At 65.1% G+C, this 16,891-nt stretch carries 17 protein-coding genes; 6 read left to right on the forward strand and 11 right to left on the reverse strand.

The features are described 5' to 3' along the window. The first annotated feature begins 85 nt into the window (after positions 1-85). The 3 genes from cysD to ACE3TJ_RS18080 all read left to right on the forward strand — a co-directional run bounded on the left by cysD (position 86) and on the right by ACE3TJ_RS18080 (position 3,412). A complete protein-coding gene (gene cysD / locus ACE3TJ_RS18070) occupies positions 86-988 on the forward strand; it encodes a sulfate adenylyltransferase subunit CysD (RefSeq protein WP_374598694.1) in 903 nt (300 codons plus the stop codon). Continuing rightward, entirely contained in the window at positions 988-2,892 is a 1,905-nt protein-coding gene (gene cysN / locus ACE3TJ_RS18075) for a sulfate adenylyltransferase subunit CysN (protein WP_374598696.1), read from the forward strand. Before cysD ends, cysN begins: the two co-directional genes overlap by 1 nt. 88 nt (positions 2,893-2,980) lie before the next feature. Continuing rightward, positions 2,981-3,412 carry an acyl-CoA thioesterase gene (locus ACE3TJ_RS18080; protein WP_374598698.1) on the forward strand — a complete coding sequence of 144 codons (432 nt, stop codon included), beginning with the start codon at positions 2,981-2,983 and terminating at the stop codon, positions 3,410-3,412. Here ACE3TJ_RS18080 and ACE3TJ_RS18085 read toward each other — a convergent pair. Further along, positions 3,371-4,753, reverse strand: a complete 1,383-nt coding sequence (locus ACE3TJ_RS18085; protein WP_374598700.1) for an MATE family efflux transporter — start codon at positions 4,751-4,753, stop codon at positions 3,371-3,373. The two genes, ACE3TJ_RS18080 and ACE3TJ_RS18085, sit on opposite strands and share 42 nt — an antisense overlap. 113 nt (positions 4,754-4,866) lie before the next feature. On the opposite strand from ACE3TJ_RS18085, the gene ACE3TJ_RS18090 reads away from it, so the two are divergent. Further along, on the forward strand, positions 4,867-6,093 hold the full coding sequence (locus tag ACE3TJ_RS18090; RefSeq protein ID WP_374599445.1) for a serine hydrolase domain-containing protein: 1,227 nt from the start codon (positions 4,867-4,869) through the stop codon (positions 6,091-6,093). A gap of 25 nt (positions 6,094-6,118) precedes the next feature. Here the strand turns inward: ACE3TJ_RS18090 and ACE3TJ_RS18095 are convergent, their stop codons facing one another. The 10 genes from ACE3TJ_RS18095 to ACE3TJ_RS18140 form a co-directional block, all read right to left on the reverse strand. Continuing rightward, positions 6,119-6,391, reverse strand: a complete 273-nt coding sequence (locus tag ACE3TJ_RS18095) for a hypothetical protein (protein WP_126494680.1) — start codon at positions 6,389-6,391, stop codon at positions 6,119-6,121. Between the two features lie 54 nt (positions 6,392-6,445). Then, positions 6,446-7,564 carry an acyl-CoA dehydrogenase family protein gene (locus tag ACE3TJ_RS18100; protein WP_374598702.1) on the reverse strand — a complete coding sequence of 373 codons (1,119 nt, stop codon included), beginning with the start codon at positions 7,562-7,564 and terminating at the stop codon, positions 6,446-6,448. Positions 7,565-7,574: 10 nt separating this feature from the next. Further along, positions 7,575-8,768, reverse strand: a complete 1,194-nt coding sequence (locus tag ACE3TJ_RS18105; protein WP_374598704.1) for an acyl-CoA dehydrogenase family protein — start codon at positions 8,766-8,768, stop codon at positions 7,575-7,577. 10 nt (positions 8,769-8,778) lie between these two features. Continuing rightward, on the reverse strand, positions 8,779-10,122 hold the full coding sequence (locus ACE3TJ_RS18110; protein ID WP_374598706.1) for a flavin-containing monooxygenase: 1,344 nt from the start codon (positions 10,120-10,122) through the stop codon (positions 8,779-8,781). A gap of 60 nt (positions 10,123-10,182) precedes the next feature. Further along, a complete protein-coding gene (locus ACE3TJ_RS18115) occupies positions 10,183-10,662 on the reverse strand; it encodes a Dps family protein (protein ID WP_374598708.1) in 480 nt (159 codons plus the stop codon). Positions 10,663-10,763: 101 nt separating this feature from the next. Then, a complete protein-coding gene (gene clpS / locus ACE3TJ_RS18120; protein WP_293782787.1) occupies positions 10,764-11,096 on the reverse strand; it encodes an ATP-dependent Clp protease adapter ClpS in 333 nt (110 codons plus the stop codon). Positions 11,097-11,226: 130 nt separating this feature from the next. Next, positions 11,227-12,024 (reverse strand): TIGR01841 family phasin, encoded by a 798-nt coding sequence (gene phaP, locus ACE3TJ_RS18125; protein WP_374598710.1) that lies wholly within the window; start codon positions 12,022-12,024, stop codon positions 11,227-11,229. A gap of 123 nt (positions 12,025-12,147) precedes the next feature. Beyond that, positions 12,148-13,527 (reverse strand): phosphoglucomutase/phosphomannomutase PgmG, encoded by a 1,380-nt coding sequence (gene pgmG / locus ACE3TJ_RS18130; RefSeq protein WP_374598712.1) that lies wholly within the window; start codon positions 13,525-13,527, stop codon positions 12,148-12,150. A gap of 38 nt (positions 13,528-13,565) precedes the next feature. Further along, positions 13,566-13,970: a J domain-containing protein gene (locus ACE3TJ_RS18135; protein ID WP_374598715.1), complete on the reverse strand. Its 405-nt coding sequence runs from the start codon at positions 13,968-13,970 to the stop codon at positions 13,566-13,568. Then, positions 13,970-14,767 carry a division plane positioning ATPase MipZ gene (locus ACE3TJ_RS18140; RefSeq protein ID WP_374598716.1) on the reverse strand — a complete coding sequence of 266 codons (798 nt, stop codon included), beginning with the start codon at positions 14,765-14,767 and terminating at the stop codon, positions 13,970-13,972. The genes ACE3TJ_RS18135 and ACE3TJ_RS18140 overlap by 1 nt, the downstream gene beginning before the upstream one ends. 110 nt (positions 14,768-14,877) lie before the next feature. On the opposite strand from ACE3TJ_RS18140, the gene panC reads away from it, so the two are divergent. Both panC and ACE3TJ_RS18150 read left to right on the forward strand, forming a co-directional pair. After that, entirely contained in the window at positions 14,878-15,702 is an 825-nt protein-coding gene (panC, locus tag ACE3TJ_RS18145) for a pantoate--beta-alanine ligase (RefSeq protein ID WP_374598719.1), read from the forward strand. Between the two features lie 127 nt (positions 15,703-15,829). Further along, positions 15,830-16,843: a sensor histidine kinase gene (locus tag ACE3TJ_RS18150; RefSeq protein WP_374598721.1), complete on the forward strand. Its 1,014-nt coding sequence runs from the start codon at positions 15,830-15,832 to the stop codon at positions 16,841-16,843. The last annotated feature ends 48 nt before the right edge of the window (positions 16,844-16,891 follow it).

Below are 16,891 nucleotides of genomic sequence, written 5' to 3' on the forward strand. Positions count from 1 at the left end.
AAAATGGGGTCGGAAAACAGAGCTAGTCTGTGCCCAAGACTTTGTACTTTGTTTGGTAAGGCCTGTTCGCGCATAGAGCGGTGCCATGAAGCCCCTGACCCATCTCGATCGCCTTGAAGCCGAAAGCCTGCACATCTTCCGCGAGGTCGTCGCGGAGTGTGAGAAGCCGGTGATGCTCTATTCCATCGGCAAGGACTCTGCCGTGATGCTGCATCTGGCGAAGAAGGCGTTCTATCCGGCGCCGCCGCCGTTCCCGCTGCTGCATGTCGACACGACGTGGAAGTTCCGCGCGATGTACGACCTACGCGAGAAGTCGGCCGCGGACGCGGGCATGGAGCTTCTCGTCTGGCACAACCCCGAGGCGAAGGAACGGGGCATCAACCCGTTCGATCACGGCTCGGCGCTGCACACCGACATGTGGAAGACCGAAGGCCTCAAGCAGGCGCTCGATCATCATGGCTTCGATGCGGCCTTCGGCGGCGCGCGCCGCGACGAGGAGGCGAGCCGCGCCAAGGAGCGGATCATGAGCTTCCGCACCGCGACGCACCGCTGGGATCCCAAGAACCAGCGCCCCGAGCTGTGGAACCTCTACAACGTCCGCAAGAACAAGGGCGAAAGCATCCGGGTGTTCCCGATCTCGAACTGGACCGAGCTCGACATCTGGCAATACATCCACCGCGAGAACATCCCGATCGTGCCGCTGTATTTCTCGGAAGAGCGCCCCACAGTGCGCCGCGGCGACCTGCTCCTGATGGTGGACGATGATCGCTTTCCGCTCGCCGAGGGCGAGACGCCCGAGATGCGCTCGATCCGGTTCCGCACGCTTGGCTGCTATCCGCTGACGGGTGCGGTGGAGAGCAAGGCCGCGACGCTGCCCGAGATCATCCAGGAAATGCTGCTCACCACCACCTCCGAACGGCAGGGCAGGGCGATCGACCACGATCAGGCCGCCTCGATGGAAAAGAAAAAGCAGGAGGGGTATTTCTGATGGCCCTCGAAGTTTACGGCTCCTCGGACCTCATCGAACGCGACATCGAGGCGTATCTCGAGCAGCACGAGAACAAGTCGCTGCTGCGCTTCATCACCTGCGGCAGCGTGGACGACGGCAAGTCGACGCTGATCGGCCGGCTTCTCTACGACAGCAAGATGATCTTCGAGGATCAGCTCGCGAAGCTCGCGGCGGATTCGAAGACGGTCGGCACGCAGGGCGGCGCGCTCGATTTCGCGCTGCTGGTGGACGGCCTCGCCGCCGAGCGCGAGCAGGGCATCACCATCGACGTCGCCTACCGCTTTTTCGCGACCGACAAGCGCAAGTTCATCGTCGCCGACACGCCCGGCCACGAGCAGTACACGCGCAACATGGTGACGGGCGCTTCCACGGCGGACCTTGCCATCATCCTCATCGATGCGCGCAAGGGCGTGCTCACGCAGACGCGCCGCCATACCTATCTCGCGCACCTGCTCGGCATCCGGAACCTCGTGCTCGCGGTCAACAAGATGGACCTCGTCGACTACGACCGCGCCGCCTTCGATCGCATCGTGCTCGATTACCGCGCCTTCGCGACCGAGATCGGCATCACGCGCTTCAAGGCGATCCCGATTTCCGGTCTCGGCGGAGACAATATCGGCAGCCGCAGCGAGAACACGCCGTGGTACGAAGGGCCGAGCCTCGTCGAACATCTCGAAACGGTCGAGGTGGACGGCACCGCGCGTCAGGCCGGGCCTTTGCGGTTGCCGGTGCAGTGGGTGAACCGCCCCGATCTCGATTTCCGCGGTTTCGCGGGGCAGATTGCCGCCGGAAGCGTGAAGCCGGGCGACGCCGTCCGCGTCGTGCCTTCGGGCAAGACCTCCAGCGTCGCGCGCATCGTTACGGCAGGCGGCGACCTCGATGAAGCCGTCGCGGGCCAGTCCATTACACTCACCCTCGCGGACGAGATCGACTGCTCGCGCGGCGACGTGATCGTCTCGGCCGACTCGCCGCTCGAAGTCGCCGATCAGTTCGAAGCGACCGTTGTCTGGATGTCGGACGCGAAGATGCTGCCCGGCCGCCCCTATTGGCTGAAGCTCGGCACCACCACCGTCTCCGCGACGATCACCGAGCCCAAGTACGAGGTGAACGTCAACACGCTGGAGCGCCTCGCCGCGAAGACGCTGGACCTCAATGCCATCGGCGTCGTCAATATCGCGCTCGGCAAGCCGATCCCGTTCGCGCCTTATGCGGAAAGCCGCGAACTGGGCGGCTTTATCCTGATCGACCGGATGACGAACGCCACCGTCGGCGCGGGCCTCATCCACTTCGCGCTCCGGCGCTCGCAGAACATCCACTGGCAGGCGGCGGACATCACGCGCGAGGCGCACGCCGCGCAGAAGGCGCAGCAGCCGAAGCTGCTGTGGTTCACCGGCCTCTCGGGTGCGGGCAAGTCGACGATCGCCAACCTCGTCGAAAAGAAGCTGCACGCCCTCGGCAAGCACACGTTCCTGCTCGACGGTGACAATGTCCGCCACGGTCTCAACAAGGACCTCGGCTTCACGGAGGCCGACCGCGTGGAGAACATCCGCCGCGTCGGCGAGGTGGCGAAACTGATGACGGACGCGGGCCTCATCGTGCTCACGGCCTTCATCTCGCCGTTCCGCGCCGAGCGCCAGATGGTCCGCGCGATGCTGCCCGAAGGCGACTTCATCGAGGTCTTCGTCGACACGCCGCTCGCCGAAGCCGAAAAGCGCGACGTCAAAGGCCTCTACAAGAAGGCCCGCGCTGGCCAGCTCCGTAACTTCACCGGCATCGACAGCCCCTACGAAGCGCCGGAAAGCCCCGAAATCCGCATCGACACCACCAGGCTGTCGCCGGAAGCCGCGGCGGACGCCATCGTGGAGAGGCTGCTCAAGGCCTGATCTTCGGCGGACCCTGTCCGATTGAAGGGCGGACCCGGCGGCTTCGACCTGCCATGTCTAACGCTGCTCGACATTGGAAGGCTGATGCATGAGGGATGATCCGCGCCGCCGGGATTTGGCCGCCTATCCGTTTCGGATCGAAATGGTGCCGCGCTTCGGCGACATGGACCTCAACCAGCACCTCAACAATGTGGCGGTCGCGCGCTTCTACGAGGAGGGGCGCGTCCGCTTTCATTTCGATCTGCATCGCCGGCCGGGGCTCGAACGCTTCCGGGGTTTCATCGCGCATCTCGCGATCGATTATCTCGCGGAAGGGCACTGGCCCGATCCGGTAGAGATCGGCGTCGGCATCGTTCACATCGGCGGGTCGTCCTACCGGCTCGGCCTTGCCATGTTCCAGCGCGGCGTCTGCATCGGTCTTTGCGATTCGGTGCTCGTCCACCGCGATGAACACGGCAACGCGCCGCTGCCGCCGCTCCTACGCGAGGCTCTGGAGAGCTTTCGCCTCCGGGCCGAATGACCGCTGCGAGAGCCACCAGAAGCGCGTGAGCAGAAAGCCCGAGGCAAACAGGCTGGCAATCACGACCGACCAGACGAGGCCGACGAGGCCCATGCCGAGCGGCAATCCCAGCACATAACCGAGCGGCAGCATCACGCCTGCGTAGCTGATCGTGTGCGTCAGCGTCGGCAGCCAGACGTCGTCGCGTGCACGTAGCGCATTCGCCGCGACGACCTGAAGACCGTCCGCGACGAAGAACAGCGACGAGAGCGCCATTGCCGGGATCGCCAGCACGATCAGCGCAGGATCGGTCGTGTAGGCGCTGATGATCGTTTCCGGCAGCAGCGCCACGATCGCCGCGATCACGACGAGCACGGATCCAGTTGCGGCGAGTCCGAGCAGGCCCGACCGTCGGACGGCGGCGGGCGAACGTTCGCCAAAGCCGCGCCCCACGAGAACGGCGGTTGCCGACGCGAAGCCGAGCGGCACCATGAAGACGATCGCGGAGACGTTGAAAACGACCGCCCACGCCGCCGCCTCCAGCCCGCCGAGCAGGCCTGCGATGGCGTTCATGCCTGCAAATGCAGTGGTTTCGACAAACAGCGAAGCGGCCGCCGCGCCGCCGATCCAGATCAGCGGCTTCCACCCCGGCGCGCCCGGTGCCGCGGCGAAAAGGCCGTATTTCCGCCGGGCGTCGGCCCACAGCACCAGATAGGCGGCAAGCCCGATGACGAGCGCGATGCGCGCGATGAAGGTCGCGGTCGCAGAGGCCACGGCGCCTTCGACCGGAAAGGACGACGTGCCGGGCACAAGCCAGAGGTTCGCCGCGAGGTTCACGATGTTCGCACCCCACATCAGCGCTGCCGCCGGGCCCGGCCGCCCGAGCGCCTCCAGCCAGAAGATGAGAGCGATCGAGAGCAGATAGGCGGGCGTTGAAAGCGCGAAGGTGCGCGCGACCGCGGCCGCACCTTCGGCAAGCGCGGGTTCGAGGCCGATGGCGTGCATCGCCGGCGCAGCGCCGAACCACAATGCCGTACCGAACACCACGCCGACCGCAGCGGCGAAGAGCAGCCCGCGCCGCAGCACAGCGCCCGCATCTTCGGGGCGGTCCTCGCCGATGCGCTGCGCCGTCAGCACCTGCACGCCCGTCAGCAGCCCGACGCCGGTCGTCAGCGCGATCATCGTCGGCGCCCAGCCGAGCGCGTGGTAGCCGAGTTCGATCGAGCTGTGGTGCCCCACGACGATCGCGTCCGTCAGCCCCATCATCATGATGCCGAGGCGCGACAGGATCACCGGCGAGGCAAGCGCCAGCAGTTCAGAGAGGCTTCCGCGCGCGGCGGCAGGGGTATTCAGCATGATCATCGAACCGTTTTCAAAACAGCCGGCCCGGATACGCGAAACCGATGACATTGGCGAGTGCATCCGTGTACGATGGCGCCGTACAAGACACGGGTGCGTTTAAGGAGGCCCTGTTGGTGCTGAAAATCGGTCAGGGACATGGCATGTCGGCGGCGAGGCTCGCCCGCATCGACGACTTCCTGGAGCAGACGTATGTCGCGCCGGGCAAGATGGCCGGCACGCTCACGCTGGTCGCGCGCCGGGGCGAGATCGCCCATGTCGGCGTGCGCGGCCTCGCGGACCGGGAGCGTGGCACGCCGATCGCGGAGGATACGATCTTCCGCATCTATTCGATGACGAAGCCGATCACGTCGGTCGCGTTCATGATGCTGGTGGAGGAGGGGCGCGTCGCGCTCGATGATCCCGTCCACCGCTTCATCCCCGAATGGAAAAGTCTCGGGGTCTTCACGGGCGGCATCGACAAGACCGGCTTCCAGACGACGATGCCCGCCCGGCCGATGCTGATCATCGATCTGCTGCGCCACACCTCGGGTCTCACCTACGGCTTCCAGAACCGCACCAATGTGGACGCGGCCTACCGCGCGCGCGGCATCGGCGAGATCGAGAAGGGCACGATCACGCTCGACCAGATGATCGCCGGGCTCGCCGAGCTGCCGCTCGAATTCTCGCCCGGCGAAAAGTGGAACTATTCGGTCTCGACCGATGTGCTCGGCTATCTGATCGAGCGCATCTCCGGGCAGGCCTTCGAGGATTTCCTGCGCGAACGCCTGCTGACGCCGCTCGGCATGATCGACACGGATTTTCAGGTTCGTGCGGGCGAGGAAGGGCGTCTCGCCGGCTGCTACGCTCTTACGCCGAGCGGGCGCACGATCCTGCAGGATGATCCTGCGCTTTCCAGCTTCCGGAAGCCGCCCGCGTTCGTCTCGGGGGGCGGCGGTCTCGTCGGCACGGCGCACGACTATTTGAAATTCGCGCAGATGCTGCTGAATGGCGGCGAGGCGGATGGACGCCGCTACATCAGCCGCAAGACGCTCGACCTGATGACCGCGAACCACCTGCCGGGCGGCGTCGATCTGCCCGCGCTGTCCGTCTCGCTGTTTTCGGAAGCGAACTACAACGGCATCGGCTTCGGCCTCGGCTTCGCAACGACGATGGACCCGGCAAAGACGATGATCCCGGGCTCGGCAGGCGACTATTTCTGGGGCGGCGCCGCCTCCACCGCCTTCTGGATCGACCCGGTCGAAGACCTCATCTGCATCTTCATGACACAGCTCATCCCGTCATCCTCCTACCCCGTCCGCCGCGAACTGAAGACGATGGTCTACGCCGCCATTGAGGATTGATGTGTAGCAAGGGCGGGTTGATGATTTAGAGCGCTGGTGTTGTTTGCACCCAGATGCAGGTAACGCCGTGCTCACCGGCCCATTTTGTCGCAGCGCTGAGCGCCGTTTTCAAGTTCACATCGTCCTCTGGCAGAGAAATGTAAAACACGCTTTCGCCAGACAGCTTGCGCCCGCAACCTGTACCAAAGAAGCGACCGTCAAAGCTCGCTTCGATTTCCAGCCACAGCTCATCGTCAGCCATTTCTGGCATTGTCTCGCCAGCGGACAGGTAGCGATATTGTACCATCGACGTTTTCACCTGCCGCTGCCGGCGGCGCATAGAGAGATTTGATAACACACGAAAGCGGAAGCCCTACGCCGCTTCCCCGAACGCCAGCGCCTCGTAGCGCTGCAAATGCCAGTCCGTATTCCCGAACTGACTTTCGATCATCGTTGCACGCTTGAAGTAGTGGCCGACGGCGAGTTCGTCGGTCATGCCCATGCCGCCATGGATCTGGATGGCTTCCTGGCCGCTCAGCGTCAGCCCTTTGCCGATCTTCGCCTTTGCCATTGAAACGGCGGCGGGGTCGGGGAGTTTGAGCGTGGCCATCAGCGCCATCGATGCCGCCTGTTCGGCCTCCATGAACATGTCGACCATGCGGTGCTGGAGCACCTGGAACTTCGAGATCGGCTGGCCGAACTGCTTGCGCTGCTGCGCATAGTCCTGCGTCTGCCGGTGGAGTTCGCGGAGCACACCCACAGCTTCGGCGCAGAGCGCGGTCGTCGCCTCGTCGATGATCCGGCTGACGAGCGGGAAGGCGCCGTCCACCTCGCCGAGCAGCGCATCGCCGGGCACCTCGGCGTTCTCGAAATAGACCTCGGAGGCGCGTCCGCCGTCCACGGTCGGGTAATCCCGCCGCACCACGCCCTTCGCGCCGCTTTCGACAAGGAACAGGCTCACGCCAGCCTGCTCACACTGCCCGCCGCCGGTGCGCGCCGTGACGATCAGGTGGCTCGCGAACGGCGCATCGCGCACCACCGCCTTGTGGCCCGAAAGCGTCCAGCCGCCACCGGATTTTTTCGCGGCGGTCGCGATGTTCGCCGGATCGAAGCGCCCTTTGGGTTCGGCCCACGCGAACGCCGTGGTCGTCGTCCCCGCGATGATGCTCTCGATCAGGTCTGTGCGGCCCGTCTCGCGCGCGAAGCCGCCGCCGATCACCACGGTTGAAAGATAGGGTTCCAGAACCAGCGCATTGCCCAGTTCCTCCATCACGATCATGTTCTCGACCGCGCCGCCGCCGAGCCCGCCGAGGCTTTCGGAGAAGGGCGCCGCGAGGATGCCGAGTTCCTCCGCGAAAGCCTTCCAGATATCGGGCGACCAGCCTTCCCCACGCGAGATCTTCATGCGCGTTTCGTGGTCGTAGCGGTCGGCAAGGAAGCGCGCGAGCGTGTCGCGCACCATCGTCTGCGTTTCGGTGTAGCTGAAGTCCATTGTCTTGCCCCTAGAGCCCGAGAACCATCTTCGCGATGATCCCGCGCTGGATTTCGTTCGATCCGCCGTAGATCGAGGTCTTGCGCATGTTGAAATAGGTCGGCGCGGCGCGGAGCGCGTATTCGGGCCCGATGGCGTGCTCGTTGTCGCTGTCGCCGAGGCCGCGGAAATACGGCGCGGCGTAGTGGCCAACCGCTTCCAGCGTCAGCTCGGTGATGCGCTGCTGGATCTCGGTGCCCTTGATCTTGAGCAGCGAGGATTCAGCCCCCGGCGGTTTTCCGGCCGCGAGCGCCGCCAGCCCGCGCAGCTCGGTGAATTCGAGCGCGGCGAGGTCGATTTCCAGCTCGGCGATCTTGCGCTTGAAGAACGGGTTCTCAATGAGCGACCGGTCGCCGTCCAGCTCGGTCGCCGCGATTGCGCGCAGCTTTTCGATGCCGCGCTTGGAGCGCGCGACGCCCGCAATCCCCGTGCGTTCGTGCGCGAGCAGGAACTTGGCGCAGGTCCAGCCCTTGTTCTCCTCGTGCACGCGGTTTTCCACCGGCACGCGCACGTTTTCCAGCCACACCTCGTTCACCTCGTGCTCGCCGCCGAGGGTGATGATCGGCCGCACGGTGATGCCGGGCGTTTTCATGTCGATCAGCAGGAAGCTAATGCCCTCCTGCGCCTTCACGGACGGGTCGGTGCGAACGAGGAAGAAGCCCCAGTCCGCGTGCTGCGCGAGCGTCGTCCACGTCTTCTGCCCGTTCACGATATAATGGTCGCCGTCGCGCTCGGCCTTCGTGCGCAGCGAGGCGAGGTCCGACCCCGCGCCCGGTTCCGAATAGCCCTGGCACCACCAGTCCTCGCCCGAAAGGATGCGCGGCAGGAAGCGCGCTTTCTGTTCGGGCGTACCGAACGTGTAGATCACCGGCGCGACCATGCTGATGCCGAACGGCAGGATCGGGATCGTGTCGGCGCGCGCAAGTTCCTCCGAAAAGATGTAGCGCTGCGTCGCGCTCCAGCCCGGCCCGCCGTACTCGGTCGGCCACGCGGGTGCGACCCAGCCTTTCTTGCCGAGAATCCGGTGCCACGAGAGATAGTCTTCCTTCGACCATTCCTCGCCCTCGTCGAGTTTGCCCTTCAGGTTTTCGGGATAGTTCTCGTCGATGAAGCGGCGCACCTCCTCGCGGAAGGCGGCGTCCTCGGGGCTGAACGACAGGTCCATGATGTCCTCCTCAGGCGGCTGCGGCGGTCGTTGCCGCCGGCCAGTCTTTGCGCCGGTTGCTGCCGGCTTTCAGTTCATGTGCGATCTCGCGTTTATAAACGTCGAAATCCACCTGCATCGTGTGGCGGCGCGAGGCGTAATAGTGGCCCTGGTGCCGCGCCTCGTCCTCGCCGATCATGCGCCGCATCGTGTCCGCGTCCGGCAGGCCATAGGTGCCGGTCAGCCAAGCCGCGAGCAGCTTCGATTGCTGCTCGGCGAGGTTCACGAGCGTCGGCAGCGCCTGCGCGAGCCCCATGAACCACAGGTCCGTCCGCTGCGGGCGTATCATGCGCTTGAAAAGCCCGATGTGGTTGTCGACGACCGGCGCGTCGGCGTCGCTCAGGAACGGAAACGCGATCTGGTAGCCTGTCGCATAGACGATCGCGTCGATCGCTTCGCTGCTGCCATCCTCGAACCTGACGTTTGGGCCTTCGAGCGCCGCGATGTTCGGCTTCACGGTGATGTCGCCCGATCCGCAGCGCAGCAGGAATTCGGAGCTGACCGTCGGGTGCGCCTCGAGCGGCGCGTGATCGGGGGCGGGGAGGCCGTAGCTCTCCATGCTGCCCACCGCGCGCTTCACCACGAACGCTGCGAGGCGGCGCTTGAGGCCGATCGGCATCCATTCGGGCAGCGCCTGCTTGTCCGAAGGTTTGCCGCCGAGATACTTCGGCAGCACCCACACGCCGCGCCGCGCGGCGACGAACAGCTTCGCCGCCATCGGCCGCTGCGAAAGCTCGGAGGCGATATCGACCGCGCTGTTGCCGAGCCCGACGACGAGCACGTGCTTGCCCACCATGTTCACGGGCTCGAAGGGCGTGCGGTAGTCGTGGCTGTGGATCTGCGCCCCGTCGAAATGTCCGGGAAAGGCGGGGATGTTCGGCTTCCAGTGATGCCCGTTCGCCACCGCGAGCACGTCGTAGCGCCGCGTTTCGCCGCCAGCCGTCACCTCCCAGCCGCCGCCCTCCAGCGGCCGGCACGCCGTCACTTCGGTGTTGAAGCGGATGCGTGTCCGAAGGCCGAAATGATCGACATAGGCGTTGAAATAGCTGTCGATCAGGCTGTGGTGCGGGAAGTCCGGCCAGTCCGCCGGAACCGGGAAGTCTTCGAACTGCAGCCGCGTTTTCGAGGTGTCGATGTGCAGAGACTGGTAACAGGCGGAAACGCCGTTCGGGTTGCCGTACGCCCAGTTGCCGCCGACACGGTCGGACTTTTCGAAGATGTCGAAGGCAATGCCGTGGTCGGCGAGCCGCTTGGCGGTCGTGAAACCGCTGCAACCGGCGCCGATGATGCAGACCTTTGGTGCGGAGGCTCCCATGCCCCCAAATTCGGGTGAGGCGCCCGAAGCGTCAACTCACCCGAATCAATAGGGGAAGCGTTAGCCGAGGATGGAACGCAGCATCCACGCGGTTTTCTCGTGGTACTGCATCCGCGTGACGAGCAGGTCGACCGAGACCTCGTCGCCCGCGTCTTCCACGGTCGGGAAGACCTTCCGTGCGGTGCGAACGACGGCTTCGTGGCCCTCGGCGAGCTGCTTCACCATCTCCAGAGCTTCGGGCGGCTGCTCAGGCGCTTCCTTGATGCTCGAGAGCTTGCCGAAGGCGCTGTAACTGCCCGGAGCGAAGTGGCCGAGCGCACGAATGCGTTCCGCGATCTCGTCCGTCGCCAGCCACATCTCGTTGTACTGCGTCATGAACATTGCATGCAGCGAGGTGAACATCGGACCCGTGACGTTCCAGTGGAAATTGTGGGTCTTCAGATACAGCGAATAGGTGTCGGCAAGGACGTGGGCGAGGCCGTCGGCGATCTTGGCGCGGCCTTTTGCGGGGATGCCGATGTGGGATTCAGTGTCGGACATGATGTTTCCTTTCGTCGCTGCACACTCGTGGAAATCGGAAACCACCGCCAATGGATTATGTCATTGACTGCAATCAAAAACTTCAATCAGCCGAATTGGTTTCAGGCTTTTTCCAGCGTGCACTGCAGCGGGTGCTGGTTCTGCCGCGCGAAATCGAGCACCTGGTTCACCTTGGTTTCGGCGACCTCGTAGGTAAACACGCCGCAGAGGCCGACACCCTTGTGGTGGACCTGCAGCATCACGCGCGTGGCATCCTCGGTGGACATGCGGAAAAAACGCCGCAGCGTTTCCACCACGAACTCCATCGGCGTGTAGTCGTCGTTCAGCATCAAGACCCTGTAAAGCGCAGGCTTTTTGGTCTTGGGCTTGGTCTTGGTCGCGACGCCGGTGTCCGTGCCGGAACCGTTCCGGTCGTCTGACTCGCGATCAGTCATTCATCCGCTCACTCACGAGGTTTCGCACCGCACCATGATATTGCAGGTACGGCAGCGATAACAAGACCATGAACGAAAAGGGCGGCCGCAGATGCGACCGCCCTTCCGATACCAATGTCTGGCGCAGCGCTTACTTGGCGACGGCGGCCGTCTTGAACTTGTCGGCCGCAACCGCGAAGCGGCTGGAGATCGGCTCGAACACGTCGTTCGAAAGCTTCACGAACGCTTCAGTCATCTTGCTGCTGTCAGCGATGAACTTGTCGAACTGCGTGCGGGCAAAATCGCTCTGCAGCTGGAGCAGCTCGTTGGCGCTCTTGGCAGACGAGAACGACTTGAACGCCGTGGTGGCGGCTTCGCCGTTCTTCTTGGCGAGTTCGATCGCCGACTGCGTCAGCGTCTCGAAGCCCTTCGCGGCGATCTTGCCGGATTCGACGAACGCTTCCACGTTCTCGCGCGTGAAGCTGCCCAGCTCCTCGGCGGCCTTGGTGCTCTTGTCGAGCGCTTCGCGCGTCTTCGTCTGGAACTGTTCGACAGCAGCCTTGCCCTGCGCCATCGCGGTTTCGGTCTGCTTCTTCACGTTTTCATTGATCGTCATGATTACTGCCTTCTGCTTCGGGGGGACGCTGGCCTTCGCGGATACGGCTGCGGGGGCCACTGTTTTGGGTTTGGCGGCTTTTGGCGCCGGCGCTTTCGCGACCTTCGCCTCAACCTTGGCGGGGGCCGGCTTCACCGGCTTGGCCACGACCTTCGCGGCGACCTTGGGGCTCACCTTCGGCTTCGCGACAGGGGTGGGCGCGGCGGCTTTCGGCGCCGGTTTCGCTTCAACCTTAACGGCGGGTGCGGTTTCTGCCTTCGGAGCGGCGGCAGGCTTCGCCGGCGCCGCGGTGACGGGTTCCACTTTCACTTCCACCTTTGCTGCTTCAGCCATCGTGACCTCCAGAGGGACACCTTATGCTGCACTGCAACATAGGGATGTCCGCCCGACTCGTCAAGGCTTTTTGTGCACTGCAACATAAGTGAAATGTGAGGCCCGCTCAGGGCCTGATCAAACTCAGTGCGCAGTTAGCGTCGCAAGGCCAGATGCGGAGAGTTGCGCGTTGATCGCAGCGACAAGCCGATCGAGCGCTTCCGCTGAAACCGCCTCCGCGCGCGCGACGAGCACGTCCTGCGTGTTGGAGGCACGGAGCAGCCACCAGCCGTCGGGGGTGTTCACACGCGCACCGTCGGTGCGGTTCACGTCCGCGCCGCTCGCTTCCAGCCGCGCCAGCACTTCGTCGATCACGGCGAACTTGCGTTCCTCGGGGCAGGGGAAGCGCAGTTCGGGCGTGTTCACCATCGCGGGCATTGCGGCGCGCAGCTCGGTGAGTGACTTGCCGCTCCGGTCCACCGCGCCGATCAGCCGAACGGCGGCATAGATCGCATCGTCGAAGCCGTAGTAGCGGTGCGCGAAGAAGATATGCCCGCTCATCTCGCCCGCCAGCGGCGCGCCAGTTTCCTTCATCTTCGCCTTTATGAGCGAATGGCCGGTCTTCCACATCAGCGGCTTGCCGCCGAGATCGGCGATGCGATCGTAGAGCGCCTGGCTCGCCTTCACGTCGGCGATGATCGTCGCGCCCGGCACGTCGCGCAGCACGTCTTCGGCGAGGATCATCAGAAGCTGGTCACCCCAGATGATACGCCCGGTGCTGTCGATCGCGCCGATGCGGTCGCCGTCGCCATCGAAGGCAAGGCCAAAGTCGAGGCCCTTTTCAGCGACGACGCGGCGAAGGTCGACGAGGTTCTTCTCCTCGGTCGGGTCCGGGTGATGGTTCGGGAAGTTGCCGTCCACATCGGTGAACAGAAGGTGGTGCTCGCCCGGCATCGCGGCGGTCAGCCGCTCGACGATCGGCCCGGCGGCCCCATTCCCCGTATCCCATGCGATGCGGAAGCCATGCGCGGGCACGTCTCCGAGCAGCCGCTGCACATAAGCCTCGGAAACATCGACTTTGCGGTTCGATCCGGTGCCACGCTCCCAATCGCCCGCTGCCGCCATCGTCCCGATCCCGGTGATGTCGGCGCCGTAGAACGGCCCGTGGCCCAGCATCATCTTGAAGCCGTTGTAGTTGGGCGGGTTGTGGCTGCCCGTGATCATCACGCCGCCGTCCGCGTCGAGATGGTGCACGGCGAAATAGAGCATCGGCGTCGGCCCCAGTCCGATGCGAAGCGCTTCGCAGCCCGTGTCCTCAAGGCCGCGCACCAGAGCCGCTTCCAGCGACGGCGAGGAATGGCGCCCGTCATAGCCGACCGCAACCTTGGTTCCGCCTGCGCGGCGCACGCGCGTGCCGAAGCCGCGCCCGATCGCGTAGGCGTCGTCCTCGCCCAGCGTTTCGCCGATGATGCCGCGGATATCGTATTCCCGAAGCGATGTCGGGTGGAAGTCGTGCCGGTCCAAGATACTGCCCTTGCTGAAAGAATCGCGAAGCTACGCGCTCAACGCTCCTTAGCGCGAAGATGTTTCAGGAGCGTATCCCTCGCCGCGTTGATCCGTGCCGAGGCTTCGGCGGAGCCGCCTTTGTCGGGATGAACCTCGGCGATCATCCGCCGCCACGCCGCATTGATCTCCACCGCGCCAGCGTCAGCCGAAATGCCGAGCAGCCGTCCCGCCTCCTCGGGCGTGATGTCCTGTCCTGAACGGGGCACGCGCTGGCCCAGCGCCAGCCACACCGTCACGCCGCCAACGATGAGCGCGCCCAGCCATTGTCCGATCAGCAGCAGGCGCAGCGCGAGAGCAACGCCCGCGGCGATGCCGATCCAGCGCAGCCGCACCGGTGTCAGCGCACCCGTATACCACAGCGCGCCGAGCGCTCCCGCCGCAAGGGCGAGGACCACGATCATCAGCTGGCGAGGCTCTGTGCTTCCTCGGTTTCGGGGAGGGCCAGGCTCGTGATGAGCTCGCGCAGCTCGTTGCGCGCGGCGATGTGGCTCATGTTCACGTCGTCGATGACGCCGATGTCGAGCAGCGTCAGCCCGCGCGGGAAGAGTTCGCGGTAGATGACGCGTTCGGAAAGGCCGGGCGCGATGCGGAAACCGATGCGCTTCGAAAGCTCGTCGAGTGCGCCGCCCACGCGAATCATGTTCTTCGCGGCGAGCGAGGACATGCGGTTCCGCACCACCACCCAGTCCACCGATCCGCCGTCCGTCTTCGCGCGGGCCTTGCGCGCGTCCCAGATCAGCTCGGCGTAGAAGCTCGGGCGCTTCACCTTGAACGTGTCCGGGTCGACCTGCCCGATGAGGTCGAAGTCGACGAAGCTGTCGTTCATCGGCGTGATCAGCGTGTCGGCGCGGCCGAGCGCGACGCGCGAAAGGGGGCTGTCGCGGCCGGGCGTATCGACCACGATCACGTCCACCACCGGTGCCCACGCGTCGAGCGTGGTGCGGAGCAGCGTTTCGCCGTGGCTGTCGTTGTCGTCGATCACCTGCAGGCGCGGCGTCTTGAGGCCGAGGCCGTGGCCGTCTGAGAAGCTCTGCCGGTTTTCCATGTAGCGCGTGAAGGTGCGCTGCCGCGAATCGAGGTCGATGGCGGCGACCTTGCGGCCGCTGTGCATCAGCGCGACTGCGATGTGGACTGCGGTCGTGGACTTGCCGGTCCCGCCTTTTTCATTGCCAAGAACGATGACATGGGCTTTGGCCATAAAACGAACGCGCCCCCGATGGCTGGATTCCGTTTAACGGCGGACTGTTTCAGGCACGGGCGCCGGGGAGTCAATCGAGGAGAGGCAAGATTCCGGAGGCTTTCGAAACCGTGCGGACGGTCGCGGCGCTTCGCGCGCGCGTACGCGGGTGGAATGCGGCGGGGCAGCGCGTCGCGTTGGTGCCCACGATGGGCGCGCTCCACGTCGGGCATCTCGCGCTCATAGCGGCCGGTCTCGCCCGCGCCGATCGGGTCGTCGCCAGCATCTTCGTGAACCCCACGCAGTTCGGCCCGAACGAGGATTTCTCGCGCTATCCGCGCCGCGAGGCGGAGGATGCGGCGGCGCTGGCCGGGGCAGGGTGCCACCTCCTTTTCGCGCCTGCGGTTGAAGAGATGTACCCGGCGGGATTCGCCAGCAGCGTTCAGGTCGCGGGCCTCACCGCCGAACTCGACGGCGCACACCGGCCCGGCCATTTCGATGGCGTCGCCACCGTGGTTTCGAAGCTGCTCAATCAGGCCGGGGCCGATTTCGCCATGTTCGGCGAGAAGGACTATCAGCAGCTCCTCACGGTCCGCCGCATGGCCGCCGACCTCGATATCCCGACTGAAATCGTCGGCGTGCCGACGGTGCGCGAGGCGGACGGTCTCGCGCTCTCGTCGCGCAACGCCTACCTTTCGGCGGAGGAGCGCGCCCGCGCCGCGTTGTTCCCGAAGACGCTGATGGCGGCGCGCGATGCGATCCGTGCCGGGGCGGCGGTTGAAACCGCCCTTGCAGACGCGGATGCGGCGCTGCGCGCGGCTGGGCTCGTGCCCGATTATGTCGCGCTTCGCGATGCGCAAACGCTTTTGCCGGTGACCGATCTTGATCGTCCGGCGCGCATCCTGTCGGCAATAAGACTCGGTTCAACGCGTCTTATCGACAATCTGGCCGTCTAAACGGCCAGAATCGGCCCGCGTTAACTTTTCATTAGCAATTCTCAATAACTATTAACGCCGTTGCAGGAGGCCCGGCGGACATCCTCGATTGTGCAGGATTCCAGCCGTTTGCAGCGGAGCATTCTCGATGCAGGACTGGCTCAGCGATGTCATGGAGCCCCCGGGGGAAGGTCTTCCCGGCCGGGCGATCGATGCCGCGATCCGACCTGCCGAACTCCTCGCACGCGCCGACATCGCGCTGTGCCTCACGGGCGGGGTCGCAGTGGTGATGGGGACGGAGCCGATCGGCCGCATATCCGGGCCGCAGCTTGCGCAGGTGCTCGCCCGCGCGGTTGAGAGCGGGGAACGCGACGCCCGCAGTGCGCGCGACGAGGTGCGCCGTCTCCGTCGTGACCGCCGGATGCTCGCCGCTAATCTCAGCCACGAACTCAAAACCCCGATCAACGCCATCGCGGGCTATAGCGAGCTCATCGCGCTCGGCCTCGAAAGCGGTCGTACGCACGCCGCGGCCAGCCAGAACGCGGTGATCTGGGAAGCCGCGCAGGGGATGCTCTCGACGCTCGATTCCATTCTCGATCTCGCCCGTATCGAGGCGGACGCCGCGCCGCTCGATGAAAGCGAGGTCGACCTCCGCCAGCTCGCCGCATCCGTGCTCCGTATGCTGGCGACGATGGCCGAAGCACGCGGCGCGAGTGTCGCCATCGAGATGGCGGCTGATCTGCCGTTTCTTCATGCCGATGCGCGGATGCTCCGCCAGATCCTCGTCAATCTCGCCAGCAACGCGCTCAAGTACGGCGGCGAGAAGGTGAAGCTCACCATCGCCGCGCGCGTCGACCGCGCCGATCGTATGCTCATCGAGGTGCGCGATAACGGCCCCGGCATGTCGCCGCGCGCGATGGAAACGGCGATGAAGCCGTTCGCGCGCGGGCACGACGACAAGGGTATGCTCGCCGGCAGCGGCCTCGGCCTGCCGCTCGTCAAGGCGCTCGCGGAGCTGCACGAGGCGAGCTTCAAACTGCTTTCGTCCCCGGGTCGGGGCACCCGCGCCGTCGTCACGATGCCGCCCGGCCGCGTCCGTCTGGCGCACGCTGGTCGTCAGGAAGCCTTCGCGTTCCGCCGGGCCAATTCGCTGTTCGGCTGATTCGCATCAGTGTTTCCGCCATTTTTCGGCGTTAACCATTTCTTGAAC

This window comes from Sphingosinicella sp. (genome assembly GCF_041916975.1).
In the GTDB taxonomy this organism is placed as follows: Bacteria; Pseudomonadota; Alphaproteobacteria; order Sphingomonadales; family Sphingomonadaceae; genus Sphingosinicella.

Excerpts from the sequence above, each read along its gene's own strand:
- cysD (WP_374598694.1), top strand. The coding sequence starts at position 86 with ATGAAGCCCCTGACCCATCTCGATCGCCTTGAAGCCGAAAGCCTGCAC.
- cysN (WP_374598696.1), top strand. The coding sequence starts at position 988 with ATGGCCCTCGAAGTTTACGGCTCCTCGGACCTCATCGAACGCGACATC.
- ACE3TJ_RS18080 (WP_374598698.1), top strand. The coding sequence starts at position 2,981 with ATGAGGGATGATCCGCGCCGCCGGGATTTGGCCGCCTATCCGTTTCGG.
- ACE3TJ_RS18085 (WP_374598700.1), bottom strand. The coding sequence starts at position 4,753 with ATGATCATGCTGAATACCCCTGCCGCCGCGCGCGGAAGCCTCTCTGAA.
- ACE3TJ_RS18100 (WP_374598702.1), bottom strand. The coding sequence starts at position 7,564 with ATGGACTTCAGCTACACCGAAACGCAGACGATGGTGCGCGACACGCTC.
- ACE3TJ_RS18105 (WP_374598704.1), bottom strand. The coding sequence starts at position 8,768 with ATGGACCTGTCGTTCAGCCCCGAGGACGCCGCCTTCCGCGAGGAGGTG.
- ACE3TJ_RS18110 (WP_374598706.1), bottom strand. The coding sequence starts at position 10,122 with ATGGGAGCCTCCGCACCAAAGGTCTGCATCATCGGCGCCGGTTGCAGC.
- ACE3TJ_RS18115 (WP_374598708.1), bottom strand. The coding sequence starts at position 10,662 with ATGTCCGACACTGAATCCCACATCGGCATCCCCGCAAAAGGCCGCGCC.
- clpS (WP_293782787.1), bottom strand. The coding sequence starts at position 11,096 with ATGACTGATCGCGAGTCAGACGACCGGAACGGTTCCGGCACGGACACC.
- phaP (WP_374598710.1), bottom strand. The coding sequence starts at position 12,024 with ATGGCTGAAGCAGCAAAGGTGGAAGTGAAAGTGGAACCCGTCACCGCG.
- ACE3TJ_RS18135 (WP_374598715.1), bottom strand. The coding sequence starts at position 13,970 with ATGATCGTGGTCCTCGCCCTTGCGGCGGGAGCGCTCGGCGCGCTGTGG.
- ACE3TJ_RS18140 (WP_374598716.1), bottom strand. The coding sequence starts at position 14,767 with ATGGCCAAAGCCCATGTCATCGTTCTTGGCAATGAAAAAGGCGGGACC.
- ACE3TJ_RS18150 (WP_374598721.1), top strand. The coding sequence starts at position 15,830 with ATGCAGGACTGGCTCAGCGATGTCATGGAGCCCCCGGGGGAAGGTCTT.